Genomic DNA, 25,658 nt, shown 5'->3' with positions numbered 1-25,658 from the left:
TGTACTTAACCAGGAGGTCTCTATGTTCGACAAAAACAATAAGCTGCGACATAGCATTTCATTGGCGGCCGTGCTGGCGCTCAGCGGGTTGAGCGCTGCAGCCTGGGCCGATGCCTACGAGGACGCGGCGAAAAAATGGATCGGCAGTGAGTTCAAACCGTCCACCTTGACCGAAGCCCAGCAGCTCGAAGAGTTGAAGTGGTTTATCAAGGCGGCCGAGCCGTTTCGTGGGATGAAGATCAACGTGGTGTCGGAAACCCTCACCACCCACGAGTATGAATCCAAGGTGCTGGCCAAGGCTTTCAACGAAATCACCGGGATCAAGCTGACCCACGACCTGTTGCAGGAAGGCGACGTGGTGGAGAAGCTGCAAACCCAGATGCAGTCCGACAAGAACATCTATGACGGTTGGGTCAACGACTCGGATTTGATCGGTACGCACTTTCGCTACGGCAAGACCGAATCCATCACCGATCTTATGGCCAACGAAGGCAAGGACTTCACCTCGCCGACCCTGGACCTCAAGGACTTCATCGGCATTTCCTTCACCACCGCGCCGGACGGCAAGATCTACCAGTTGCCCGACCAGCAGTTCGCCAACCTGTATTGGTTCCGCGCCGACTGGTTTGAGCGTGCGGACCTGAAAGCCAAGTTCAAGGAAAAATACGGCTACGAGTTGGGCGTGCCGGTGAACTGGTCGGCCTATGAAGACATTGCCAAGTTCTTCACCGAAGACGTCAAGGAAATCGACGGCAAGCGCGTCTACGGGCACATGGACTATGGCAAGAAAGACCCGTCTCTGGGCTGGCGTTTCACCGATGCCTGGTTCTCCATGGCTGGTGGTGGCGACAAAGGCTTGCCTAATGGCTTGCCAGTGGACGAATGGGGCATCCGCGTCGAGGATTGCCATCCGGTGGGCTCCAGCGTCACCCGGGGCGGCGACACCAATGGCCCGGCTGCGGTCTTTGCCACGCAGAAGTATGTCGACTGGATGCGCGCCTACGCGCCGCCGGAAGCAGCGGGCATGACCTTCTCCGAATCCGGGCCGGTGCCGTCCCAGGGCAACATCGCACAGCAGATATTCTGGTACACCGCCTTTACTGCCGACATGACCAAGCCCGGCCTGCCGGTGATGAATGCCGACGGCACGCCGAAGTGGCGCATGGCGCCATCGCCGCGTGGGCCGTATTGGGAGGAGGGCATGAAACTGGGGTATCAGGACGTGGGTTCCTGGACCTTCCTCAAGTCGACACCGGAGAAACAGAAACTGGCGGCCTGGCTCTATGCCCAGTTCGTGACCTCGAAAACCGTGTCGCTGAAGAAAACCATCGTCGGCCTGACGCCGATCCGCGAGTCTGACATCAACTCCCAGGCCATGACCGACCTGGCACCGAAGCTTGGCGGGCTGGTGGAGTTCTATCGCAGCCCGGCCCGTGTGCAATGGACACCGACCGGGACCAACGTGCCGGATTATCCACGCCTGGCCCAACTGTGGTGGAGCCACATTTCGGAAGCCGCCAGCGGCGAGAAAACCCCGCAACAGGCGCTGGATGGTTTAGCCAAGGACCAGGACGCCATCATGACGCGCCTGGAGCGCTCCAAGGTGCAGCCGATCTGCGGGCCGAAGATGAACCCGGAGCGCGATGCGCAATACTGGTTTGATCAGCCTGGGGCGCCGAAGCCGAAACTGGCGAACGAGAAGCCCAAGGGTGAAACGGTCAACTACAACGAGTTGCTCAAGTCGTGGGAGGCGGCGCGTAAGTAAGAGGGGGCGTTAGTAGAACGGCACCGTAAGGTGCCGTTTTTTGTGGTGTTTGTGCTACCGCTATCGCGGGCTTGCTCGCGATAGCAATAGACGCCGCGCCGCCCCTCTTGGATCTATTCCCAGAAACGCAAAACGGCACCCGAAGGTGCCGTTCTATTTACTGCAATCGCCTAAACGATCAACCCGCCATCACCGCATGCTGCACCAAGGTGAGCAACGGTTGTGGGTAGACGCCGAGGAAGAACGCCAACAGGGCGATCGCCAGCAGCATTACGCCGCCTGCTTTCTGTTCCCAGTGCAGTTCGGCGTCAACACGGCGCAGGTTTGGCTCGATCAGGTACAGCGTCACCATCACGCGCAGGTAGTAGAAAACGCCGATGGCGCTGCCCAATACCAGCGAAGCCACCAGCCACCATTCGTGCGCTTCAACACCGGTAGCCACAATGTAGAACTTGCCGATGAAGCCAGCGGTCAGTGGGATACCGGCCAGGGACAGCATCATCATGGTCAACACGGCGGTCAGGTACGGGCGGCGCCAGAACAGGCCGCGATACTCGTACAGGGCGTCGGCGTCGCGGCCTTTGTAAGGCGAGGACATCAGGGTGATCACGCCGAACGCGCCAAGGCTGGTGATCACGTAGGTGGCCAGATAGACGCCGATGGCTTCCACCGCCAGGCCCTTGCTTGCCACCAAGGCGATCAACAGATAGCCAAAGTGAGCGATGGACGAATAACCCAGCAGACGCTTGAGGTTGTTCTGGGTCAGGGCCAGTAGGTTACCGAACAGGATCGACGCGATGGCGATGATGGTCAGCACGTCGCTCAGTACACCGGTGTTGGCAGCAGGCGAGATCTGGAACAAACGCACCATCACCGCAAACACCGCGACTTTCGAGGCGGTAGCCAGGAAAGCAGCGACTGGCGCCGGGGCGCCTTCGTACACGTCCGGGGTCCACAGGTGGAACGGCACCAGCGACAGCTTGAACGCCAGGCCGATCAACATCATTGCCAGGCCCAACTGGGCAATTGGCGCAGGCATGCTGGTGGCTGCCAGGGCGTGACCGATACCGCTGAAGCTCAGGCTGCCAGCTTCGGCGTAGAGCAGCGCCATACCGAACAACAGGAACGCGGAACCAGCCGCCGACAGCACCATGTACTTGATGCCGGCTTCCAGGGAGCGCTTGTTGAAGAAGGCGTAGGCCACCAGGCCGTAGGTCGGGATCGACAGCAGTTCCAGGCCGATGAACAAGCCGGCCAGGTGTTGCGCGCTGACCAGGACAATACCGCCGGTGGCAGCCAGGAGGATAAGCAGGTACAGCTCTTCGCGGTTGCCTGGGTAACCAGTGCCGCCTTCGCCGAGGTAGGCGTGGGCGAGGGTGACGCAGGCCAGAGTGGCGACGAGGATCAACGCGATGTACAGCAGCGCGAAGTCATCGACCATCAACAGCGGGGTGACCGCCAGTGGCGCGACCTTGAGTGCCGGGATGATCGACAGCAAGGCCAGGTTCAGACCCGCCACCGAAATCAGGAAGGTCTGCGAGTGGTTGCGGCGCCAGGCGATCGCCAGCATCACCGTTACAACGGTGAGGCTGGAGATCAGCAGCGGCGCAAGCGCGATAAAATGTTGGATCGTGAATTCCATAGCGCTCTTACCGGGCCGAAGCGAGTTGAGTGAAGGCGGTGCCGAACCATTGCTGCACGCCATGCATCGTTGCGGCAGAGGTATCGAGGAACGGCTGCGGGTACACGCCGATGTAGATCAGCAGCACTGCAAGGCCGAGCACCATGATCAGTTCGCGAGCATCCAGGCCATGCAACACGGCGTCCGACTTGGACGGACCGAAGTAGGCACGGTGGATCATGATCAGCGAGTAGACCGAACCGAACACCAGGCCGGAGGTAGCGATAGCGCTGACCCACGGTGTATTGACGAACGCACCCATCAGGATAAGGAATTCGCCAATGAAGTTGCCGGTACCCGGCAAGCCCAGGGATGCGGCGGCGAAGAACAGGCTGATGGCCGGCAGGTAGGCGATACGCGACCACAGGCCGCCCATCTCACGCATGTCACGGGTGTGCAGACGCTCATACAACTGGCCACTGAGGATAAACAGTGCCGCCGCCGAAACGCCGTGAGCCAACATCTGGATCACTGCACCTTGCAATGCCACCTGGCTGCCGGAGTAGATGCCGATCAGTACGAAGCCCATGTGGGAAACGGACGAGAAGGCGATCAGACGCTTGATGTCGGTCTGGGCGAAGGCCAGGAACGCACCGTAGAAAATCCCGATCAGACCGAGGGTCATGGCGATCGGCGCAAACTCGGCCGAGGCATTCGGGAACAGCGGCAGGGCGAAACGCAGCAAGCCGTAGGCCGCAGTCTTCAACAGGATGCCGGCCAGGTCCACGGAGCCGGCGGTCGGCGCCTGGGCGTGAGCGTCAGGCAACCAGGAGTGGAACGGCACCACCGGCAGCTTCACCGCGAAGGCGATGAAGAAGCCCAGCATCAAGATGTATTCGGTGGTCAGGGACATCTTGGTTTTCAGCAGCGTGGCGTAATCAAACGTGATTACCCCGGTGCTGTTGAAGTTAACCAGTACCAGGCCGAGGATCGCCACCAACATGATCAGGCCGGAAGCCTGGGTGAAGATGAAGAACTTGGTCGCCGCGTAGATCCGGGTTTTCTTGCCGTCCGAAGAACTGTGACCCCAGAGCGCGATGAGGAAGTACATCGGCACCAGCATCATTTCCCAGAAGAAGAAGAACATGAACAGGTCGAGGGCGAGGAACACGCCGACAACACCGCCCAAAATCCACATCAGGTTCAGGTGGAAGAAGCCCACGCGATGCTGAATCTCTTTCCAGGAGCAGAGTACCGAGAGGATACCCAGCAGGCCGGTCAGCAGGATCATCAACAGCGACAGGCCATCGAGGGCCAGGTGCACGTTGATGCCAAAACGCGGGATCCAGATGTGCTTGAACTCAAGCGCCCAGGTCGGATCTGCGCCAGGCGCCGGAGCAAATGAATAGTCGCCATGGGCCCACAGCCAGAGGCCGAGAGCGAGTTCCAGGGACATGGTCAGCAACGCAATCCAGCGGGGCAGGGTAGCGCCGAAGCGCTCGCCCATCCAGCAGAGCAGGCCGCCGATAAAGGGGATCAGGATTAGCCAGGGCAGAATCATGACGGGCTCGTTTCCTTTCGCAAGTTCGCAAAGTTCATATCAGACCGCTACCACAACGATGGCGCCGATCACCAGCACGGCACCGGCCGCCATGGAAGCTGCATACCAGCGCAACTGGCCTGTCTGGGTGCGGCTCAGGGCGTTATGACCGGCCTTGGCAGCACGCGGGATCAAACCAATGGTCTGGTCGAACGGGTCTTTGCGCAGTACGTGGCTGATCGCAAGATAAGGCTTGACGAACAGTTTGTCGTAGATCCAGTCGAAGCCCCAGGCAGCGAACCACCAGGCCGAAAGGACGCGGCCTATGCCACTGTTGGCAACGGCGGTGACGAAGCGACGCTTGCCGAGGAACAGCAGTGCCGCCAGCAGGATACCGGCCAGGGCGATGGCGCCCGAAGCGATTTCCAGGCTGTGCTTGGCGTCGCCGCCGGCATGGCCGACGCTTTGTGGCAACACGCCAGCCAGCGGTGGGGTGATCATGGCGCCGACGAAGGTCGACAGGATGATCAGTACCGACAGTGGCAGCCAGTGGGAGATGCCATGGCCCGCGTGGGCTTCGGTCTTCGCTTCACCGTGGAACGCGATGAAGATCAGGCGGAAGGTGTACAACGAGGTCATGAATGCGCCCACCAGGCCTGCATACAGCAGTCCCTGGTTACCGCTGGCAAAGGCTTCCCAAAGGATTTCGTCTTTGGAATAGAAGCCTGCAGTCACCAATGGCAAGGCCGACAAGGCCGCGCCGCCGACGATGAAGCTGGTGTAGGCCAGTGGCAGTTTCTTCCACAGGCCGCCCATCTTGAAGATGTTCTGCTCATGGTGGCAGGCAACAATCACCGCACCGGAGGCAAGGAACAGCAGGGCCTTGAAGAAGGCGTGGGTCATCAGGTGGAAGATCGCGCCTTCCCAGGCACCGATGCCCAGGGCCAGGAACATGTAGCCGATCTGGCTCATGGTCGAGTAGGCGAGGATACGCTTGATGTCGGTCTGAACCAGTGCGGCGAAACCGGCGAGCACCAGGGTCACACCACCGACGATGCCGACAAGATGCAGGACGTCCGGCGCCAGGGTGAACAGGCCATGGGTACGGGCGATCAGATAGACACCGGCGGTTACCATCGTCGCGGCGTGGATCAGTGCCGAAACCGGAGTAGGACCGGCCATCGCGTCCGCCAGCCAGGTTTGCAGCGGCAGTTGCGCGGATTTACCGACAGCGCCGCCCAGCAGCATCAGGGTCGCCAGGGTGATCCAGAAGTCACCGACCTGGAATTTCTGCGGCGCCAGCACCAGCAGTTCCTGGATATTCAACGTGCCCAACTGTTGGAACAGGATGAACAGGCCGATGGCCATGAATACGTCGCCGATACGGGTGACGATAAAGGCCTTGAGTGCCGCGTTACCGTTGTTGCGGTTGCTGTAGTAGAAACCGATCAACAGGTACGAGCACAGGCCTACACCTTCCCAGCCGAAGTACAGGAACAACAGGTTATCGCCCAGCACCAGGAACAGCATGCTGGCGATAAACAGGTTGGTGTAGGCGAAGAAGCGCGAGTAACCGGCTTCACCGCGCATGTACCAGGAGGCGAACAGGTGGATCAGGAAACCCACGCCCACCACCACGCCAAGCATGGTGATCGACAGGCCGTCGACGTAGAGGGCGAAGTTGGGCTTGAAGCCCTCCACCGACATCCACTGCCACAGCACCAGGGTGTAGTGACCACCCTCGGGCGGCGCGACGTTGAATTGCCAGATCACATAAGCAGCGACAATCGCCGACAAGCCAATGGACCCGACGCCGATAAGGGCCGAGAGATTTTCCGAGAGACGTCCACGGGAGAACGACAGCAGCAGAAAACCGATCAGGGGAAATACGAAAGTCAGAAAGATCATGTTCATCCGCGCATCTCACTGGCAGCGTCGATATCAAGCGTGTGGAAGCGACGATACAGTTGCAGCAGAATCGCCAGGCCAATACTGGCCTCGGCGGCTGCCAGGCTGATCACCAGGATAAACATGACTTGTCCATCCGGCTGGCCCCACCGTGCACCTGCCACGATGAACGCCAGTGCAGCGGCGTTCATCATGATTTCCAGGCTCATCAACACGAAGAGAATGTTGCGGCGCACCATCAGGCCGACCAGGCCAAGGCAGAACAGGATGCCGGCGACCGCCAGACCATGCTCCAAAGGGATAGCAGGCATCATCATTGCTCCTTGGCTTCGTTGCGGCCCAAGTGGAAGGCGGTGATGGCTGCGGCAAGCAGCAGCATCGAAGCCAGTTCGACCACCAGCAGGTACGGGCCGAACAGGCTGATGCCCACGGCCTTGGCGTCTACGGTGGTGTGGCCGATGGCGTGGCCGCTCTGGTGAGCGAACAGCACATACAGCAGTTCGCCAAGCAGCAGGGCTGCCAGGATCACCGGGCCGATCCAGATGCCGGGTTTGAGCCAGACGCGCTCCTGGGCGACCGAAGCCGGGCCCAGGTTGAGCATCATCACCACAAACACGAACAGCACCATGATGGCGCCAGCGTAGGCGATCACTTCCAGCACACCGGCGAACGGTGCGCCGAGGCTGAAAAAGGTCATGGCCACGGCGATCAGCGAAATGATCAGGTAGAGCAGGGCGTGCACGGGGTTCGTGTTGGTGATCACGCGAAGCGTGGCCACTACTGCAATACCCGATGCGAAATAGAAAGCGAATTCCATCTTTCTTCCTTAAGGCAGCAAGCTCTTCACGTTGATCGGCTCGGCTTCGTTTTGCGCGGAGCCTTTTGGCTTACCGGCAATGGCCATACCTGCAACACGATAGAAGTTGTAATCAGGGTTTTTACCGGGACCAGAGATCAGCAGATCTTCTTTCTCGTACACCAGGTCCTGACGTTTGAACTCGGCCATTTCGAAATCCGGTGTCAGCTGGATCGCGGTGGTCGGGCAGGCTTCCTCACAGAGGCCGCAGAAAATGCAGCGCGAGAAGTTGATACGGAAAAATTCCGGGTACCAACGACCGTCTTCGGTTTCAGCTTTCTGCAGGGAGATGCAGCCCACCGGGCACGCCACGGCGCACAGGTTGCAGGCCACGCAGCGCTCTTCGCCGTCGGGGTCGCGGGTCAGGACGATACGGCCGCGATAGCGCGGCGGCAGGTACACCGCTTCTTCCGGGTATTGCAGGGTGTCGCGTTTGCGAAAGCCGTGACCGAACACCATCACCAGGCTTCGCAACTGGGTACCGGTACCCTTAACGATGTCGCCAATATATTTGAACATGGGTCAAATCCTCACTGAACCGCGCCCGCTGGCGTGTTCAACAACACAACGGCAGCAGTCACCAGCAAATTGATCAGGGTCAGCGGCAAGCAGAATCTCCAGCCGAAATCCATCACCTGGTCATACCGTGGACGCGGGATGGCAGCGCGCAGCAGGATGAACAGCATGATGAAGAACGAGGTCTTCAAGACGAACCAGAGGAAAGCCAGTTGCGGCAGGATGTCGAACGGACCGTGCCAGCCACCGAAGAACAAGGTCACCAGCAGCGCCGAGATCAAGATGATGCCGATGTACTCACCGACGAAGAACATGCCCCATTTCATGCCGGCGTATTCAATGTGATAACCGTCGGCCAGTTCCTGTTCCGCTTCCGGCTGGTCGAAGGGGTGACGGTGAGTCACGGCTACGCCTGCGATGAAGAAGGTACAGAAGCCGAAGAACTGCGGAATGATGAACCACAGGTTCTGCGCCTGGTACTCGACGATGTCGCGCATGTTGAACGAGCCGACCTGCACCACGATGCCCATCAGGGCCAGGCCCATGAACACTTCGTAGGACACGGTCTGGGCCGAGGCCCGCAAGGCGCCCAGCAGGGCGAACTTGTTGTTACTGGCCCAACCGGCGAACAGCACTGCATAGACCGACAGACCGGCCATGGCGAAGAAGAACAGCAAACCGATGTTCAGGTCCGCCACGCCCCAGGTCGGGGTGATCGGGATGATTGCGAAGGCAATCAGCAAGGCGCTCATGGCCACGACCGGTGCCAGGGTGAAGATCACCTTGTCGGCAAACGGCGGGGTCCAGTCTTCCTTGAAGAACATTTTCAGCATGTCGGCGGCGATCTGGAACATGCCGAACGGGCCAACGCGGTTCGGACCGTAACGGTCCTGCCACCAGCCCAGCAGGCGACGTTCGACGAAGCTGAGCAGGGCGCCCGCGACCACCACGGCCAGCAGGATCACGATGGCCTTGACGACCGCAATGATCACGTCGATCACTTCAGGGGTGAACCAGGTCATTGCGCTGCCTCCTGCAGACCGTCAACGATAAAGCCTGCAATTGCCGGCGGGATACCGGCGATACCTGCTGGCAATGCCACCAGACCGGCGCCCAGCTCTTCGTTGATGCGCAGCGGCAGACGCAGGGTCTGGCCGCCTACGTTCAAGCTGAGCAGGGCACCGTCGTTGACACCCAGGCGATCGGCTTCCGACTTGGCCAAGGCTACATAAGCAGCCGGGATGCGCTCTTGAACCGGCGCGGCCTTGGAAGAGTTCTCTTCGCTGCCGAACAGGTGGAAGAACGGCACGACCTGCCAGGTGCCTTGGGCCGGGTTGAAGGCGCGTGGAACATTGGCGAACCAGTTCAGCGAGTCACCCTGGCTTTCGATCAAGCGGGTACCTGGGTCGCCAGCGCGGATATGACCACCGACTTCGTCCTGGAACTTGTTCCAGGCTTGCGGCGAGTTCCAGCCCGGCGACCAGGCGAACGGCACCTGCTGGCGAGGCTCGACCGAGCCCGAGTAACCTTCCATGGAGAAGGCGAACGCGGTGTCGTTGTCTTGCGAAGTACGCGGTTCGTGCACGCTGATGTCGGCGCGCATGGCGGTACGACCGGAATAGCGCAACGGTTCACGGGCCAGTTTCATGCCCTTGATGCGGAACGAGGCGGACGGTGCAGCGTCGACGATTCGGGCCAATTGCGGTGTGCTGGAAGCGCAGGCTGCGGTGACGTGGTCCAGTAGGGTCCAGTCGATTGGCTGGTTCAGCAAGGTGGCGCGCAGGGCATGCAGCCAGCGCCAGCCTTCGTGAACCAGGATGCTCGCGTCGAGGTACTTCGGATCGAACACTTGGAAGAAGCGCTGGGCGCGGCCTTCCTGGCTGACCAGAGTACCGTCGCCTTCGGCGAAGCTTGCCGCTGGCAGTACCAGGTGGGCACGGTCGCTGGTGGCGGTTTTCTGGTGGTCGGCAACGATCAGCACTTTGGCCGCGTTCAGCGCAGCGTCAACCTTGGCTGCGTCAGTGCGGGTGTACAGATCGTTTTCCAGCACCACGATGGCATCGCTGCTGCCGTCGATCACGGCTTGCAGGGCGGCGTCCAGGGACTCGCCACCCAGCATGGCCAGGCCGAGGCTGTTGGCTTCTGGCACGATCAGGCTGATGGAACCGTTCTTCTCGCGCAGCTTGAGGGCCTTGGCGATGTTGGCCGCGGCTTCGATCAACGCCTTGGAACCCAGGGAGGTACCGGCGATGATCAGTGGGCGCTTGGCCGCCAGCAGGGCGTCGGCGATGCGCTTAGCCAGTTCCAGGGCTTCGGCGTCCAGGCCTTCAACGGCAGGCGCGCTGGCGTCGATGGCATGGGCTACGGCAAAACCGATGCGGGCGAGATCGTCAGGCGCGGCGTGAACGCACTCTTCGGCGATATCGTCGAGCTTGGTTTCAGCCAGGCTTGCGATAAACAGCGGGTTCAGCGCGTTCTGGCCGATGTTTTTCACCGCAGCGTCGAGCCATGGCTGGACGCGCATGGCGTCGGCCATGTCTTCAGCCTTGCCTTTGACCGACTGGCGCAGGGCGAGGGCCATGCGGGCGGCGGTCTGGGTCAGGTCTTCACCGAGGACGAAGATCGCGTCATGGTCTTCGATGTCGCGCATGTTTGGCACAGGCAGCGGGCTGTCGTTCAGCACTTGCAGGACCAGGCGGATGCGTTCCAGTTCAGCGGCTTCGATACCCGAGTAGAAGTGCTCGGCGCCTACCAGTTCGCGCAACGCGTAGTTGCTTTCGAGGCTGGCGCGGGGCGAACCGATACCGACGATGTTGCGACCGCGCAGCAGGTCAGCGGCTTTATCCAGCGCCTGGTCCAGGCTCAGCTTGGCGCCATCGGCCAGCAGCGGTTGGCGTGGACGGTCTTCGCGGTTGACGTAGCCATAGCCGAAACGGCCACGGTCGCACAGGAAGTACTGGTTGACCGAACCGTTGAAGCGGTTTTCGATACGACGCAGTTCACCATAGCGCTCGCCAGGGGAGATGTTGCAACCGCTGGAGCAGCCATGGCAGATGCTCGGCGAGAACTGCATGTCCCACTTGCGGTTGTAGCGCTCGGAGTGAGTCTTGTCGGTGAACACACCGGTCGGACAGACCTCGGTGAGGTTGCCGGAGAACTCGCTTTCCAGCACGCCATCTTCAACGCGACCGAAGTACACGTTGTCGTGGGCGCCGAACACACCGAGGTCGGTGCCGCCGGCGTAGTCCTTGTAGAAGCGCACGCAGCGGTAGCAAGCGATGCAACGGTTCATTTCGTGGGAAATGAACGGGCCCAGTTGCTGATTCTGGTGAGTACGCTTGGTGAAGCGATAACGGCGCTCATTGTGGCCAGTCATCACGGTCATGTCTTGCAGGTGGCAGTGACCGCCTTCCTCGCAGACCGGGCAGTCGTGCGGGTGGTTGGTCATCAGCCATTCAACGACGCTGGCGCGAAACACTTTCGCTTCTTCGTCGTCGATGGAAATCCAGCTGCCGTCGGTGGCGGGGGTCATGCAGGACATGACGATCCGACCACGCTTGTCGTTCTCGTCGGTGTACTGCTTGACCGCGCACTGGCGGCAAGCGCCAACGCTGCCAAGGGCGGGGTGCCAGCAGAAATAAGGGATATCGAGGCCTAGCGACAGACACGCCTGTAACAGGTTGTCTGCCCCATCGACTTCGAGCTCTTTGCCGTCTACGTGGATAGTGGCCATGGTTCAAAGTTCTTCGTTGGCCCGGTGTCAGCGGGCGTGGCTAATGGAATCTTGTTATTCATGGGAATCAACACAGCCTTAAAGGCGTCATCACATGAGAAAGCGAAGGGCACGGACCTTTCGCCTTGTTAAGCGTTACGCGCCGACTACGATCGGCCTCGCCAGAGGTGGGATGGCGGCGCTGGTGGGCGCGATGCCGGCTTCGAACTCCGAACGGAAGTATTTGATTGCGCTGCCCAATGGCTCCACGGCGCCCGGTGCGTGAGCACAGAAGGTCTTGCCTGGGCCGAGGAAGCCGACCAGACCCAGCAGGGTCTCGATATCACCGGGCTGACCTTCGCCTTTCTCGATGGCCATCAAGAGCTTGACGCTCCATGGCAAACCATCGCGGCAAGGCGTGCAGAAGCCACAGGATTCGCGGGAGAAGAACTGTTCCATGTTGCGCAGCAAGGAGACCATGTTGACGCTGTCGTCCACCGCCATGGCCAGGCCGGTACCCATGCGGGTGCCCACCTTGGCGATGCCGCCGGCATACATTTGTGCGTCCAGGTGCTCGGGCAACAGGAAACCGGTACCGGCGCCGCCTGGCTGCCAGGCCTTGAGGGTGTAACCGTCGCGCATGCCGCCGGCGTAGTCTTCGAACAACTCGCGACCGGTGATGCCGAATGGCAACTCCCACAAGCCAGGGTTCTTGACCTTGCCGGAGAAGCCCATGAGCTTGGTGCCCATGTCTTCACTGCCTTCGCGGGCCAACGATTTGTACCAGTCCACACCGTCGGCAATGATCGCCGGCACGTTGCAGAGGGTTTCAACGTTGTTTACGCAAGTCGGCTTGCCCCACACACCGACGGCGGCAGGGAAGGGCGGCTTGGAGCGCGGGTTGGCGCGGCGGCCTTCGAGGGAGTTGATCAGTGCGGTTTCTTCACCGCAGATGTAACGCCCTGCGCCGGTGTGGACGATCAGTTCGAAATCAAAACCGCTGCCCAGGATGTTCTTGCCCAAAAGGCCGGCTGCCTTGGCTTCTTCCACTGCACGGTTCAAGTGCTTGGCGGCGGTGGTGTATTCGCCACGCAGGAAGATGTAGCCACGGTAGGTTTTCAGCGCGCGGGCACTGATCAGCATGCCTTCAATCAGCAGATGGGGCAGTTGCTCCATCAGCATGCGGTCTTTCCAGGTGTTGGGCTCCATTTCATCCGCGTTGCACAGCAGGTAGCGGATGTTGATGGATTCGTCCTTGGGCATCAGGCCCCACTTCACACCCGTGGGGAAGCCTGCACCGCCGCGGCCTTTCAGGCCTGCGTCTTTCACGGTCTGGACGATGTCGTCCTGGGCCATGTCGGCAAAGGCTTTGCGCGCGGCAGCGTAACCGTTCTTGGCCTGGTACTCGTCGAGCCAAACGGCTTCGCCATCGTCACGCAGGCGCCAGGTCAGCGGGTGAGTCTCGGCCGAACGCTTGATGCGGTTGGCAGGACCGAAGGAAGTCAGGGTCATGGGTAGCCCTCGAGCAATTGGGCGACGCCAGCAGTTTGCACGTCACCGAATGTGTCGTCGTCGATCATCAACGCCGGCGCCTTGTCGCAGTTGCCCAGGCAGCACACCGGCAGCAGGGTAAACCGGCCGTCAGCGGTGGTCTCGCCCAGGCCGATGCCCAGCTTGCTCTGGATTGCGCCGACCACGGACTCGTGGCCGCCGATATAGCAGACCATGCTGTCGCACACGCGAATGATGTGGCGGCCCACCGGTTGGCGGAAGATCTGGCTGTAGAACGTAGCCACGCCTTCAACGTCGCTGGCGGGGATGCCCAGTATCTCGCCGATGGCGTAGATGGCGCCGTCTGGCACCCAGCCACGTTCCTTCTGGACGATCTTCAAGGCTTCGATCGACGCCGCGCGCGGGTCTTCGTAGTGATGCAGCTCGTGCTCAATGGCCGAGCGTTCGGTTTCACTCAAGGTGAAACGGTCTGTCTGGATAAGCGTGCTATTCATGCTTAGCGGTCCACGTCGGCCATAACGAAATCGATACTACCCAGGTACGCAATCAAGTCCGAGACCATGCTGCCTTTGATCACCGAAGGGATCTGCTGCAGGTGCGGGAAACTTGGGGTGCGAATCCGGGTGCGGTAGCTCATGGTGCCGCCATCGCTCGTCAGGTAATAACTGTTGATACCCTTGGTCGCTTCAATCATCTGGAAGGACTCGTTGGCCGGCATCACCGGGCCCCACGAGACTTGCAGGAAGTGCGTGATCAGGGTTTCGATGTGCTGCAGGGTGCGCTCTTTAGGCGGCGGCGTGGTCAGCGGGTGATCAGCCTTGTACGGGCCTTCCGGCATGTTGCGCATGCACTGGTCGATGATTTTGATGCTCTGGCGCATCTCTTCGACGCGCACGATGCAACGGTCGTAGGCATCACCATTGGCCGCCAGCGGGACTTCGAATTCGAAGTTCTCGTAGCCGGAGTACGGGCGTGCTTTACGCAGATCGAAATCACAACCGGTGGAACGCAGGCCGGCACCCGTGACGCCCCATTCCAGGGCCTCTTTGGTGTTATAGGCAGCGACGCCGATGGTCCGACCCTTGAGGATACTGTTGTCCAGGGCGGCTTTCTGGTACTCGTCGAGGCGTTTTGGTAGCCACTCGACGAAGTCTTTCACCAGTTTTTCCCAGCCGCGCGGCAGGTCATGCGCAACGCCGCCGATGCGGTACCAGGCCGGGTGCAGACGGAAACCGGTGATGGCTTCGATCACCGTGTACGCCTTCTGGCGGTCGGTGAAGGTGAAGAACACCGGCGTCATCGCACCAACGTCCTGGATATAGGTACCCAGGAACAGCAGGTGGCTGGTGATCCGGAAGAACTCGGCCATCATGATGCGGATGGTGTCGACTTTGTCCGGCACCTTGATGCCGGCCAGCTTCTCGACCGCGAGCACGTACGGCAGGTTGTTCATCACGCCGCCGAGGTAATCGATACGGTCGGTGTACGGGATGAAGCTGTGCCAGGACTGGCGCTCGGCCATCTTCTCGGCACCACGGTGGTGGTAGCCAACGTCCGGCACGCAGTCGACGATTTCTTCGCCGTCCAGTTGCAGAATGATGCGGAAGGCACCGTGAGCCGAAGGGTGGTTCGGGCCCAGGTTGAGGAACATGTAGTCCTCGTTGGTGCCGGAGCGTTTCATGCCCCAGTCTTCCGGACGGAAGCGTGCGGCTTCTTCTTCAAGCTGCTGCTTGGCCAGGGTCAGGCTGTACGGATCGAATTCAGTGGCGCGGGCAGGGAAGTCCTTGCGCAGCGGGTGACCTTCCCAGGTCGGCGGCATCATGATGCGCGACAGGTGCGGGTGCCCGGGGAAATCGATGCCGAACATGTCCCACACTTCACGCTCGTACCAGTTGGCGTTTGGCCAGATACCGGTCACGGTCGGAATGCTCAAGTCGCTCTCGGACAGGGCAACCTTGATCATCACGTCGCTGTTACGTTCCAGCGACATCAGGTGATAGAACACGGTGAAGTCGGCGCCGCTCGGCAGCCCCTGGCGCTTGGTACGCAGGCGCTCGTCCACGCCATGCAGGTCATAGAGCATGACGTACGGCTTGGGCAGGTTGCGCAGGAAGCTCAGGACTTCGACAAGCTTGGCACGCGCCACCCACAGCACCGGCATACCGGTACGCGTGGCCTGGGCGGTGAAGGCGTCAGGGCCAAAACGGTTATTGAGTTCGACGACCACATCCTGGTCGTCTGCCTTGTAAGGCGGGATGTACAGAGCACTGCCTGTAGTCATGGTTTTTTATCGCTTTCGGTCAACGTAAAGAATGAAGCCAGGTTTTCGTTCTATAAAAGAAGCGGCTCTGGATCAGACTTCGTCGGGGCTGCGCAGGTTGGTGACCTGAATACGCTGTTCGCGGCGCTGTTCCTTTTGTGACGGCATCTCGGCGCGGTATACGCCTTGATCTCCGACAACCCAGGAAAGTGGGCGACGCTCCTTGCCAATCGATTCCTGCAACAGCATCAAGCCTTGCAGAAATGCTTCAGGGCGGGGCGGGCAGCCAGGCACGTAGACGTCCACGGGCAGGAACTTGTCCACCCCCTGAACAACGGAGTAGATGTCGTACATGCCACCGGAGTTGGCGCACGAACCCATGGAGATAACCCACTTTGGTTCGAGCATTTGCTCGTAGAGACGCTGAATGATCGGCGCCATCTTGATAAAGCAGGTACCGGCGATAACCATGAAATCCGCCTGGCGCGGCGATGCCCGGATAACTTCGGCGCCAAAGCGCGCGATGTCGTGGGGCGCCGTGAAGGCGGTGGTCATTTCCACGTAGCAGCAGGAAAGGCCGAAGTTGTACGGCCACAGGGAGTTTTTACGCCCCCAGTTGACCGCGCCGTTCAGCACGTCTTCCAGCTTGCCCATGTAGATGTTTTTGTGGACTTGGTCTTCTAACGGATCGGAAACGGTTTCCCGCTCGCCGATGGGGTACTGCTCGTTAGGAGCATCCGGGTTGATCCTGGTGAGATTGTATTGCATCGCCAAAGCCTCATTGTTTCAGCTTCGCTTGCCGCTTGCGACGAGCTTCCGGAGCCCAGTCAAGGGCGCCCACTCGAAATAGGTAGACAAGGCCTGCCAACAGAATTGCTATGAAAACGAGAGCTTCGACGAATCCGGTCCAGCCGCTTTCGCGGACGGACACAGACCAGGCAAAGAGAAAAAGGGCTTCGATATCGAAGATCACGAAGAGCATCGCGACCAGATAGAATTTGGCTGAGAACCGCAAACGGGCGCCACCTGTAGGTAGCATGCCGGACTCGAACGGTTCGTTTTTGCTGCGACCCCAGGCTTTTGACCCCAGGAGGCTGGATACACCGAGCATGAAGGCGCAAAGGCCGACGACACCCAAAAGGAAAATGGCAAAGCCCCAGTTGTGGGCCATGAGTCCTGTCGCTTCGGGCATGCTGGTAATCCTTAACAGAGAGCAAGGGTCTCTGAGCTTGATAAAGAAATAAAGCAGTGACGATATGTCGCAGAGCAATCAACCGCGGTGATTTTATGGCTAAACACCGGGCAAGTAAAATTCCGAGAGCGAATTTATTCGATGGAATAAGGACATAGTGCACCTTTGTGGGTCTGCAGCCCAGACGCTACGGGCATTAGCTTGATTTTCATCAATTATGTTTTGTTTAACGTGTAATGAAGTTTTTGCTCTACAAATGATAATGACTATCGTTTGTGTGGGTTTTAAACGGGTGTTGGGTGTGCCGCGGGAGAAGTTGTTGTTACTTGCCCGTTTGGCCCAAGTTGGTAAGGGGGATCTTTTAACCGAATCTTCCAAAGCGAATACCGCTCTAGATCAATGTTTTGCGAAAGTGCTGGCGCTGGGCGTATTTCCAGTGGGCGTCGGGCTCGCCACAGGGAATCCGACAGCCATCAAAAGTTGGGTAGGTACTTATGAGCAAGCCACACATTTGAGCTTCGGTGCGCCAGGGGGATTTTCGCAGGCAAAAAAAAACGCCCCGAACCAGTCGGGGCGTCAGATTGTGCGGCACTGCGGTTAGCTTTTTATCGAGTCCGCAATGGCCGTGTACTCAGGTTACTCAGTGGAACTGTTCTTCTTCGGTCGAGCCGGTCAGCGCGGTCACGGACGAGGAGCCGCCCTGAATCACGGTGGTCATGTCGTCGAAGTAGCCAGTGCCCACTTCCTGCTGGTGCGCCACGAAGGTGTAACCCTTGGAGGCATCAGCGAATTCCTGCTCCTGCAGCTTCACGTAGGCAGTCATGTCGTTACGGGCGTAGTCGTGCGCCAGGTTGAACATGCTGTGCCACATGTTGTGAATGCCGGCCAGGGTGATGAACTGGTGCTTGTAGCCCATGGCGGACAGTTCGCGCTGGAACTTGGCGATGGTCGCGTCGTCCAGGTTTTTCTTCCAGTTGAAGGAAGGCGAGCAGTTGTAGGACAGCAGTTGGTCCGGGTATTCCTTCTTGATCGCTTCAGCAAAGCGACGAGCTTCGTCCAAGTCTGGCTTGGCGGTTTCGCACCAGATCAGGTCGGCGTACGGCGCGTAGGCCAGGCCGCGAGCGATAGCCTGGTCAAGGCCGGCGCGTACTTTGTAGAAGCCTTCCTGGGTGCGTTCGCCAGTTACGAATGGCAGGTCGTACGGGTCGCAATCCGAAGTCAGCAGGTCTGCTGCGTTGGCGTCGGTACGGGCCAGGATGATGGTCGGTGTACCGGCAACGTCAGCCGCCAGACGGGCAGCGGTCAGCTTCTGTACGGCTTCCTGGGTAGGAACCAGTACCTTGCCGCCCATGTGGCCGCATTTTTTCACGGAAGCCAGTTGGTCTTCGAAGTGAACGCCGGCAGCGCCTGCCTCGATCATGCTCTTCATCAGCTCGTAGGCGTTCAGTACGCCGCCGAAGCCGGCTTCGGCGTCAGCTACGATTGGCGCGAAGTAGTCGATGTAGCCTTCATCGCCCGGGCCTTTACCGGCTTTCCACTGGATCTGGTCGGCGCGGCGGAACGAGTTGTTGATGCGCTTGACCACAGTTGGTACGGAGTCCACCGGGTACAGCGATTGGTCTGGATACATGGATTCTGCGGAGTTGTTGTCCGCAGCCACTTGCCAGCCAGACAGGTAGATCGCCTGGATACCGGCCTTGACTTGTTGCACAGCCTGGCCGCCGGTCAGGGCGCCCATGCAGTTGACGAAATCTTTATCGGGACGGAAGGACGGCTTGGCGCCCTGTGTCACCAGGTTCCACAGCTTCTCGGCGCCCAGTCTTGCAAAGGTGTGCTCAGGTTGAACCGAGCCGCGCAGGCGGACGACGTCAGCAGCGGAGTAAGCGCGTGTCACGCCTTTCCAGCGTGGGTTTTCAGCCCAATCTTTTTCGAGGGCTGCAATTTGCTGTTCGCGTGTCAGTGCCATGGAGATAAACCTCGTCGCATAGGTCTGGGTGGAAAAATCCTGTTGCCAGCCGCGCATTCAGTGCGTGGGCGTGGCTGCTCGCTAACCAGAGGCTTAGGCTTGGCGGGGACTGCGACGGGATGAACGATGGGCTCAAGGGGGAAGTGAGCAGGTAGAGGCGAACCGAGAACAGTCTTCGGGCATCGTGGGCCTTTGTACGATCCATCAGTGTATTGCCGGGTTACCTGGTTAGCTTCCGTCCCTCGGGACAACTTCGTTCCAGTCGCAACCTCGTCAAACACACCTTGTGGGCGGGTACAGACACGAATCGGCTCAAGTGGGTAGCTAAGAGCTGCGATCCGAAGGCCCTTGCCAGGGCCTCTGATTAGCGGGAGCGAGGCCATCATGCCCATGCTTTTTTGGATCGTCAAATGTTTTGTAGTGCTTTTTTTTAAGCACTACATCTTTAGTCTAAGACGACTAATCAGTCAGTTTTCGGTGCTTCAGTTCAATGTGTCGACTTTGACCCGCAAGGTCAGGTCATCCCTGCCCTGAGTCGAGTAGGTGCGGGTTGCGCCCTGTTTGTCGGCCTGGGTCTGACGATTGATCCCGGCCAGGGTGATCCACTCGCCCAGGCGGCCGCTGACGGTTGTGTCGGCACTTTGCACGTTCACTACATCGGGACGTTCCTGGCTCATGCGGTCACGATTGGTGCTGATACTCAGGTGGACGGTTTCGCCGGTGACGCTGGCAGTGACGTAGAAACCCTGGGTGACGTTGCGATATTGGGTCTGGTTTTGCGGGCGGCCGTAGGTGTCGGGCTGGGTTGTGGTGAGGGGCACGCTCTGGCCCACCTGGATCAACGCCGGCACGCCTTCGCTGGCCTGGATCTGCTGGATACCGCCGTCGCGGCTTTCAGTGCTGTAGGTAATGACTTGGTTGTTGGTTTGCTGATTGTTTTCGTTAGTGTCGACGGTGATCAGTAGGCGCTTGGACGGTATGTCCAGTTGCGCGAGGAGGGCGCGCAAGCCCTGGATCTTGTCTGGCTCGGCGTTGACAATCAATTGATTGCCATAGGCGCTGACGGTGCCGTCCTTGCCGATAAAGCTCTGTGCCACTGGCAGCAGGTCGGCGCTGGTGCGATTACTCAGGGGCACGACTTCGGTGGCGGCCATCACCGAGAAACTGGTGGCCAGGAGCAGGGCGGTGAGTAGGGTGCGTAGGGACATGTCCGTTATCTCTGCGAATAAATGAAGCCCGTAGGCGCTGTCGAGTGAAACGAGGCTGCGATGGGCCACCATAGCAAAATGCCCCGCTATCGACATGATAGCGGGGCATTTTGTGGTGTTGCTTATTGGGGCTTAGAGGCTTGGATCAGCCCTCACGCACCATATCAACATGAGGAATCCCGACTTCCAGGAACTCTTCGCTGACAATCTTGAAGCCCAGCCGCTCATAAAACGGCGCTGCATGAACCTGGGCGCTAAGGATCTGTTTGGCCTGGCCGCGCTTCTGGGCCTCACCAATCACCGCATCCATCAGTGCATCGCCGACCTTCAGTCCGCGCCAGTCCTTGAGGACCGACACGCGGCCGATCTCGCCACTGGGCAGCAAGCGGGCGGTGCCGACAGGAAAGTCGCCTTCCAGCGCGAGGAAATGCACTGCGCCAGCGTCGTCAGCATCCCATTCCAACTCAGGCGGAACTGATTGTTCGGCGATAAACACCGCTTCACGAATACGCCGAATCTCGGCGTTGTCCTTTAGCCAGTCCGCGACACGTACGCGAATCTTATTCATCGGCAAACCCCAGGCTTCCTTGCTTGACCAGTTCACAGAGCAGATCGCGGCCGTCTTCATCCGCCAACCAAGGGCCGAGGTTGTCGACGTGCAGCGAATCGGCGGCGCAAACCATTTTCAACAGGTCCCGCAGCTTGCCCGGCAACAGACGGCTATGGCCACTGGCGAATAGCAGCAGGTCGTCATCCACTTCCGACCATGCCAGGCGTGCGCTTGGGTTGCGAATCAGCACGGCGCCCTGCTCCATGCTGCTCAGCAGGTCGTTTTCTTCCAGTTCCGGGCCTACTACCAGTTCTGGATAGCGCGGCTCGGTCATGAACTGTCCGAACCAGGTCAGCAGCATGCGCTCGTCGCTCATGTGCTCGGCCAGCAGCCCCTTGAGGCGGTCAAGGGCGTCGCTCTGGATCTGGTGCGGATCACTCACGGGCTGGGCGTCGGCGTCGGTGTAGCGCTCTTCATCCGGCAGGTACTGGCTGAGGAAGTCGGTGAAGTGGGTCAGTACTTCAGCGGCGCTCGGGGCGCGGAAGCCTACCGAGTAGGTCAGGCAGTCATCCACGGCAACACCGCAGTGGGCCAGACGCGGTGGCAGGTAGAGCATGTCTCCCGGCTCCAGCACCCATTCTTCGGTGGCGTCGAAGTTGGCGAGGATGCGCAGGTCGGCGTGCTGCAGCAGCGGGCTTTCGGAGTCGCACATCTGGCCGATTTTCCAGTTGCGCTTGCCGGCGCCTTGTAGCAGGAACACATCGTAGTTGTCGAAGTGCGGGCCAACGCTACCGCCAGGGGCGGCATAGCTGATCATTACGTCGTCGATGCGCCAGCTCGGCAGGAAACGGAAGTTTTCCAGCAACTCGGCAACTTCCGGGACGAACTGGTCGACAGCCTGTACCAGCAGAGTCCAGTCACGCTCGGGCAAGGCGCTGAAGGCATCTTCGGCGAACGGGCCGCGACGCAGCTCCCACGGACGCTCGCCGTGCTCGATCACCAGGCGTGACTCGACTTCCTCTTCCAGGGCCAGACCGGCCAACTCATCGGCATCGATCGGGCTTTCGAAATCGGGAATGGCCTGGCGGATCAGCAGTGGTTTTTTCTGCCAGTAGTCGCGCAGGAATTCCCGTGCAGTGATGCCGCCCAGAAGTTGAAGAGGAATATCAGGATTCATGTGTAACCTATTGAAAAAAAATACTTTTAAGACGGGAATAAAAACGCCCGGCGCTGCCGGGCGTCTCAAGGGTCTTGCAGCAATCAGATGCGTTTTGCTTGTGCCACAGCGTTGCCGATGTAGTTGGCCGGGGTGAGCAGTTTCAGCTCAGCCTTGGCGGCGGCTGGCATGTCCAGGCCGTCGATGAACGTTTGCAGTGCGTCGGAGGTGATGCCCTTGCCGCGAGTCAACTCTTTGAGCTTCTCGTAAGGGTTTGCGATGTTGTAACGACGCATCACGGTCTGGATCGGCTCGGCCAGGACTTCCCAGCAAGCGTCCAGCTCAGCGGCAATTTTCTGCGCGTTGAGTTCCAGCTTGCTGATGCCTTTGAGGCTGGCTTCGTACGCGATCACGCTATGAGCGAAGCCCACGCCGAGGTTGCGCAGTACGGTGGAGTCGGTCAGGTCGCGCTGCCAGCGGGAGATTGGCAACTTGCTGGCCAGGTGCTGGAACAGGGCGTTGGCGATACCGAGGTTGCCTTCGGAGTTTTCGAAGTCGATCGGGTTGACCTTGTGGGGCATGGTCGACGAACCGATTTCACCGGCAATGGTGCGCTGCTTGAAGTAGCCCAGGGAGATGTAGCCCCAGATATCGCGATCAAAGTCGATCAGAATGGTGTTGAAGCGCGCAATGGCGTCGAACAGCTCGGCGATGTAGTCGTGCGGCTCGATCTGCGTGGTGTAGGGGTTGAAGCCCAGGCCCAGCTCGTCTTCGATGAAGGCGCGGGCGTTTTCTTCCCAGTCGATCTCAGGGTAGGCAGAAATGTGTGCGTTGTAGTTGCCGACGGCGCCGTTGATCTTGCCCAGCAGCGGTACAGCAGCGACTTGAGCGATTTGACGCTCCAGGCGGTATACCACGTTGGCCAGCTCTTTACCCAGGGTGGTCGGCGAGGCCGGTTGACCGTGAGTGCGCGACAGCATTGGCACGTCGGCAAAGCGGATAGCCAGTTCACGAATGGCTTCGGCGGTCTGGCGCATTAGAGGCAGCATGATGTCATCACGGCCTTCACGCAGCATCAGGGCGTGGGACAGGTTGTTGATGTCCTCGCTGGTGCAGGCAAAGTGGATGAATTCGCTGACCTGGGCCAGCTCTGGCAGTTTGGCCGCTTGTTCCTTGAGCAGGTACTCAATGGCTTTGACGTCGTGGTTGGTGGTGCGCTCGATCTCTTTGACACGCTCGGCGTGCTCCAGAGAGAAGTTTTCCGCCAGGGTGTTCAGTACAGCGTTGGCTTCGGCTGAAAACGCCGGCACTTCGCTGATGGCAGGGTGAGCAGCCAGGCGCTGGAGCCAGCGCACTTCAACCAGAACGCGCGCACGGATCAGCCCGTACTCGCTGAAAATAGGGCGCAGGGCCTGGGTTTTGCCGGCGTAGCGGCCGTCAACAGGGGAAACCGCAGTGAGCGAAGAAAGCTGCATGGGGTGCTCTCGGACAGTCGGGCAACGAAATGGGGCGCGTATCATACATGAAAAAATTCGCCGGCCCGCTGCCAACTGACCGGCGTATTACGCGTAACGAGGTGAAAAGGGGCCTGTATCTGCGACTTATTCGTTGCGCATCAACGGGTAAAGCTCTTTAAGTAATTTGCGACGGCTAATAACCAACTGCCAACGATGACCGCCCAATTGCCGCCACAACCGCGCCGAACGAATACCGGCCAACAGCAGGGCGCGGATTTTCGAGGCGTTGTTCGGTTGTTGCAGGTTGCGCATGTCGCCGTGGACCTGGATGCGCTGGCGCAAAGTGCTCAAGGTGTCCTGGTACAGCGCGCCACAGGCTGCGATCACATTTTCGTGGGCCGGGCCGAAGTGCTCGACCTGGGACTGAATCTGCGGCAGGCGCTTGCCGATGGTTTCCAGCAGGTCGTCGCGCTTGGCCAGTTGCCGCTCCAGGCCGAGCATCGACAGGGCGTAGCGCAGTGGCTCGCGCTGCAGGGTGCTTGGGTCGCGCTCTAGGGCGCCGATCAGGGCGCGATAACCTTCGCGCAGGGCCAGATCGTCACCGCCGTAGACTTCCAGGGTGTCTTTTGGGTCGCGGATCAGCAGGCTGCCAAGCATGCAGGTCAGGCCCGCTTCGGTAACCTGGCCGGTCTTGGCGATTTTATCCACCAGCACGGCGGCAAGAAATACGCCGCCCAATGCCGTCAATTGCTCCTGGGTCGGGCTCATGCCTTGCTGCTCCAGGGTTCGGCGACTTCAATCACGCCGCCTCCCAGGCAAATCTCTGCGTCATAGAACACCACCGATTGCCCTGGTGTGACCGCGCGTTGCGGGTCGTCGAAGGTGGCGCGGTAGCCGTTGGCGGTTTTTTCCAGGGTGCACGGCTGGTCGCTCTGGCGATAGCGCACCTTGGCGGTCAGGCGGCGCGGCGTGCTCAGGTCCACCGGGTTGACCCAGTAGATGTCCGAGACGAGCAGGGCGCGGGAGAACAGGTACGGGTGGTCATTGCCCTGGCCAACGATCAGTTCGTTGTGCTCCAGGTCCTTGATCAACACGTACCACGGCTCGTCACTGGCGTCTTTCAGGCCGCCAATGCCCAGGCCCTGGCGCTGGCCGATGGTGTGATACATCAGGCCGTGGTGCTGGCCGATGACTTCGCCTTCGGTGGTCTTGATCTCGCCCGGTTGCGCTGGCAGGTATTGCTTGAGGAAGTCACTGAAGCGGCGCTCGCCGATAAAGCAGATCCCGGTGGAGTCTTTCTTCTTGGCGGTCGCCAGTTCGTGTTTTTCGGCGATCTTGCGCACTTCGGGCTTTTCCAGTTCGCCGACCGGGAACAGCGTCTTGGCGATTTGTTCACCGCCAACAGCGTGCAGGAAGTAGCTCTGGTCCTTGTTCGAGTCCAGGCCCTTGAGCAGTTCGGTGCGGCCGTCTACATCGCGGCGGCGCACGTAGTGGCCAGTCGCAATCAGGTCAGCGCCGAGGATGATGGCGTAGTCAAGGAACGCCTTGAACTTGATCTCGCGGTTACACAGGATGTCCGGGTTCGGCGTGCGACCGGCCTTGTATTCGGCCAGGAAGTGCTCGAACACGTTGTCCCAGTACTCGGCGGCAAAGTTGGCGGTGTGCAGCTTGATGCCGATCTTGTCGCAGACGGCCTGGGCATCAGCCAGGTCGTCCATGGCGGTGCAATATTCCGTTCCATCGTCTTCTTCCCAGTTCTTCATGAACAGGCCTTCCACCTCATAACCCTGCTCCATCAGCAGGACGGCGGAAACGGAAGAATCCACGCCGCCGGACATACCGACGATGACGCGCTTCTTTTGTGTGTCAGAAGGGGCTGGATCACGCATAGGATTTCAACGGGTGTCTTTAAAAAGGACGCGATTCTAGCAGGCCCGAGCCTGCAAGGCTAAAGAGAAGGGCGGATCAATTCGAGACTGTGGTGAAAGCCTGCCAGATAATCATCGATGCAACGGATGATCAGCTCGCTGCGCCAGTTCTCGCGCAGCGCCATCAGTTCGTCACGGGTCAGCCAGCAGGCGCGCACGATACCGTCGTCCAGTTGATAGTCCGGATGGTGTTTCAGGGCTTTGGCGATGAAGCAGACCCGCTGGTAGGTCACGCCGTTGCTGGGGGCGGTGTACAGGTAGATCCCGACGATGCCGGTAGCTTCGACGTCCCAGCCGGTCTCTTCGAGGGTTTCGCGCACGGCGGCCTCGATCAAGGTTTCATTCGGATCGAGGTGGCCGGCGGGCTGATTGAGCACGGCGCGGCCGCCCTTGAGTTCTTCGACCATCAGGAAGCGGCCATTGTCTTCGACGATGGTGGCGACGGTGATGTGGGGTTGCCAGGTCATGGAGAGCCTCGATTCAAGGAGTGGCGCTATCTTTGCTGAGGATT

Annotated in this window: 22 protein-coding genes; 1 reads left to right on the top strand and 21 read right to left on the bottom strand. The window is 59.8% G+C overall.

The window, feature by feature from the left end:
- Positions 1–22 precede the first annotated feature (22 nt).
- On the top strand, positions 23–1,765 hold the full coding sequence (locus ACZRJ6_RS16750) for an ABC transporter substrate-binding protein (RefSeq protein WP_463969454.1): 1,743 nt from the start codon (positions 23–25) through the stop codon (positions 1,763–1,765).
- Positions 1,766–1,943: 178 nt separating this feature from the next.
- Here the strand turns inward: ACZRJ6_RS16750 and nuoN are convergent, their stop codons facing one another.
- The 21 genes from nuoN to ACZRJ6_RS16645 all read right to left on the bottom strand — a co-directional run bounded on the left by nuoN (position 1,944) and on the right by ACZRJ6_RS16645 (position 25,614).
- Positions 1,944–3,407 carry an NADH-quinone oxidoreductase subunit NuoN gene (gene nuoN / locus ACZRJ6_RS16745; protein ID WP_463969455.1) on the bottom strand — a complete coding sequence of 488 codons (1,464 nt, stop codon included), beginning with the start codon at positions 3,405–3,407 and terminating at the stop codon, positions 1,944–1,946.
- Between the two features lie 7 nt (positions 3,408–3,414).
- Positions 3,415–4,947 (bottom strand): NADH-quinone oxidoreductase subunit M, encoded by a 1,533-nt coding sequence (nuoM, locus tag ACZRJ6_RS16740; RefSeq protein WP_463969456.1) that lies wholly within the window; start codon positions 4,945–4,947, stop codon positions 3,415–3,417.
- Between the two features lie 39 nt (positions 4,948–4,986).
- Positions 4,987–6,840: an NADH-quinone oxidoreductase subunit L gene (gene nuoL / locus ACZRJ6_RS16735; protein WP_463969457.1), complete on the bottom strand. Its 1,854-nt coding sequence runs from the start codon at positions 6,838–6,840 to the stop codon at positions 4,987–4,989.
- The gene (gene nuoK / locus ACZRJ6_RS16730; protein ID WP_003174727.1) at positions 6,837–7,145 is read right to left on the bottom strand and encodes an NADH-quinone oxidoreductase subunit NuoK; all 309 of its coding nucleotides are present in this window, start codon (positions 7,143–7,145) and stop codon (positions 6,837–6,839) included. Before nuoK ends, nuoL begins: the two co-directional genes overlap by 4 nt.
- Before the next feature lie 2 nt (positions 7,146–7,147).
- On the bottom strand, positions 7,148–7,651 hold the full coding sequence (gene nuoJ / locus ACZRJ6_RS16725; RefSeq protein WP_133100251.1) for an NADH-quinone oxidoreductase subunit J: 504 nt from the start codon (positions 7,649–7,651) through the stop codon (positions 7,148–7,150).
- Positions 7,652–7,660: 9 nt separating this feature from the next.
- Positions 7,661–8,209, bottom strand: a complete 549-nt coding sequence (gene nuoI / locus ACZRJ6_RS16720; protein WP_149414135.1) for an NADH-quinone oxidoreductase subunit NuoI — start codon at positions 8,207–8,209, stop codon at positions 7,661–7,663.
- Positions 8,210–8,220: 11 nt separating this feature from the next.
- On the bottom strand, positions 8,221–9,228 hold the full coding sequence (gene nuoH / locus ACZRJ6_RS16715; protein ID WP_463969458.1) for an NADH-quinone oxidoreductase subunit NuoH: 1,008 nt from the start codon (positions 9,226–9,228) through the stop codon (positions 8,221–8,223).
- Positions 9,225–11,939 (bottom strand): NADH-quinone oxidoreductase subunit NuoG, encoded by a 2,715-nt coding sequence (gene nuoG / locus ACZRJ6_RS16710; protein ID WP_463969459.1) that lies wholly within the window; start codon positions 11,937–11,939, stop codon positions 9,225–9,227. Before nuoG ends, nuoH begins: the two co-directional genes overlap by 4 nt.
- 135 nt (positions 11,940–12,074) lie before the next feature.
- On the bottom strand, positions 12,075–13,430 hold the full coding sequence (nuoF, locus tag ACZRJ6_RS16705) for an NADH-quinone oxidoreductase subunit NuoF (RefSeq protein WP_463969460.1): 1,356 nt from the start codon (positions 13,428–13,430) through the stop codon (positions 12,075–12,077).
- A complete protein-coding gene (gene nuoE, locus ACZRJ6_RS16700) occupies positions 13,427–13,924 on the bottom strand; it encodes an NADH-quinone oxidoreductase subunit NuoE (RefSeq protein WP_149414138.1) in 498 nt (165 codons plus the stop codon). The genes nuoF and nuoE overlap by 4 nt, the downstream gene beginning before the upstream one ends.
- A 2-nt stretch (positions 13,925–13,926) precedes the next feature.
- Positions 13,927–15,711 carry an NADH-quinone oxidoreductase subunit C/D gene (gene nuoC / locus ACZRJ6_RS16695; RefSeq protein WP_133100246.1) on the bottom strand — a complete coding sequence of 595 codons (1,785 nt, stop codon included), beginning with the start codon at positions 15,709–15,711 and terminating at the stop codon, positions 13,927–13,929.
- Positions 15,712–15,783: 72 nt separating this feature from the next.
- The gene (locus tag ACZRJ6_RS16690) at positions 15,784–16,458 is read right to left on the bottom strand and encodes a NuoB/complex I 20 kDa subunit family protein (RefSeq protein ID WP_133100245.1); all 675 of its coding nucleotides are present in this window, start codon (positions 16,456–16,458) and stop codon (positions 15,784–15,786) included.
- 10 nt (positions 16,459–16,468) lie between these two features.
- On the bottom strand, positions 16,469–16,882 hold the full coding sequence (locus tag ACZRJ6_RS16685) for an NADH-quinone oxidoreductase subunit A (RefSeq protein WP_133100244.1): 414 nt from the start codon (positions 16,880–16,882) through the stop codon (positions 16,469–16,471).
- Positions 16,883–17,522: 640 nt separating this feature from the next.
- The gene (aceA, locus tag ACZRJ6_RS16680) at positions 17,523–18,848 is read right to left on the bottom strand and encodes an isocitrate lyase (RefSeq protein WP_133100243.1); all 1,326 of its coding nucleotides are present in this window, start codon (positions 18,846–18,848) and stop codon (positions 17,523–17,525) included.
- Positions 18,849–19,330: 482 nt separating this feature from the next.
- Entirely contained in the window at positions 19,331–20,056 is a 726-nt protein-coding gene (locus tag ACZRJ6_RS16675; protein ID WP_463969461.1) for a secretin N-terminal domain-containing protein, read from the bottom strand.
- A gap of 145 nt (positions 20,057–20,201) precedes the next feature.
- Positions 20,202–20,624 carry a GNAT family N-acetyltransferase gene (locus tag ACZRJ6_RS16670; protein WP_463969462.1) on the bottom strand — a complete coding sequence of 141 codons (423 nt, stop codon included), beginning with the start codon at positions 20,622–20,624 and terminating at the stop codon, positions 20,202–20,204.
- On the bottom strand, positions 20,617–21,783 hold the full coding sequence (locus ACZRJ6_RS16665; protein ID WP_463969463.1) for a ribosomal protein uL16 3-hydroxylase: 1,167 nt from the start codon (positions 21,781–21,783) through the stop codon (positions 20,617–20,619). Before ACZRJ6_RS16665 ends, ACZRJ6_RS16670 begins: the two co-directional genes overlap by 8 nt.
- 83 nt (positions 21,784–21,866) lie before the next feature.
- Positions 21,867–23,237 (bottom strand): adenylosuccinate lyase, encoded by a 1,371-nt coding sequence (gene purB, locus ACZRJ6_RS16660; protein WP_463969464.1) that lies wholly within the window; start codon positions 23,235–23,237, stop codon positions 21,867–21,869.
- A gap of 126 nt (positions 23,238–23,363) precedes the next feature.
- Positions 23,364–23,987, bottom strand: coding sequence for a high frequency lysogenization protein HflD (gene hflD / locus ACZRJ6_RS16655; RefSeq protein WP_017137510.1), 624 nt, complete (start codon positions 23,985–23,987; stop codon positions 23,364–23,366).
- Positions 23,984–25,108 (bottom strand): tRNA 2-thiouridine(34) synthase MnmA, encoded by a 1,125-nt coding sequence (mnmA, locus tag ACZRJ6_RS16650; protein ID WP_463969465.1) that lies wholly within the window; start codon positions 25,106–25,108, stop codon positions 23,984–23,986. Before mnmA ends, hflD begins: the two co-directional genes overlap by 4 nt.
- A gap of 59 nt (positions 25,109–25,167) precedes the next feature.
- Positions 25,168–25,614, bottom strand: a complete 447-nt coding sequence (locus ACZRJ6_RS16645; RefSeq protein ID WP_463969466.1) for an NUDIX hydrolase — start codon at positions 25,612–25,614, stop codon at positions 25,168–25,170.
- Between the last annotated feature and the right edge of the window lie 44 nt (positions 25,615–25,658).

This window comes from Pseudomonas sp. C321, assembly GCF_055407105.1.
Note: the sequence above shows the minus strand (reverse complement) of the source record. Positions and strands in the feature narration are given on the sequence as shown.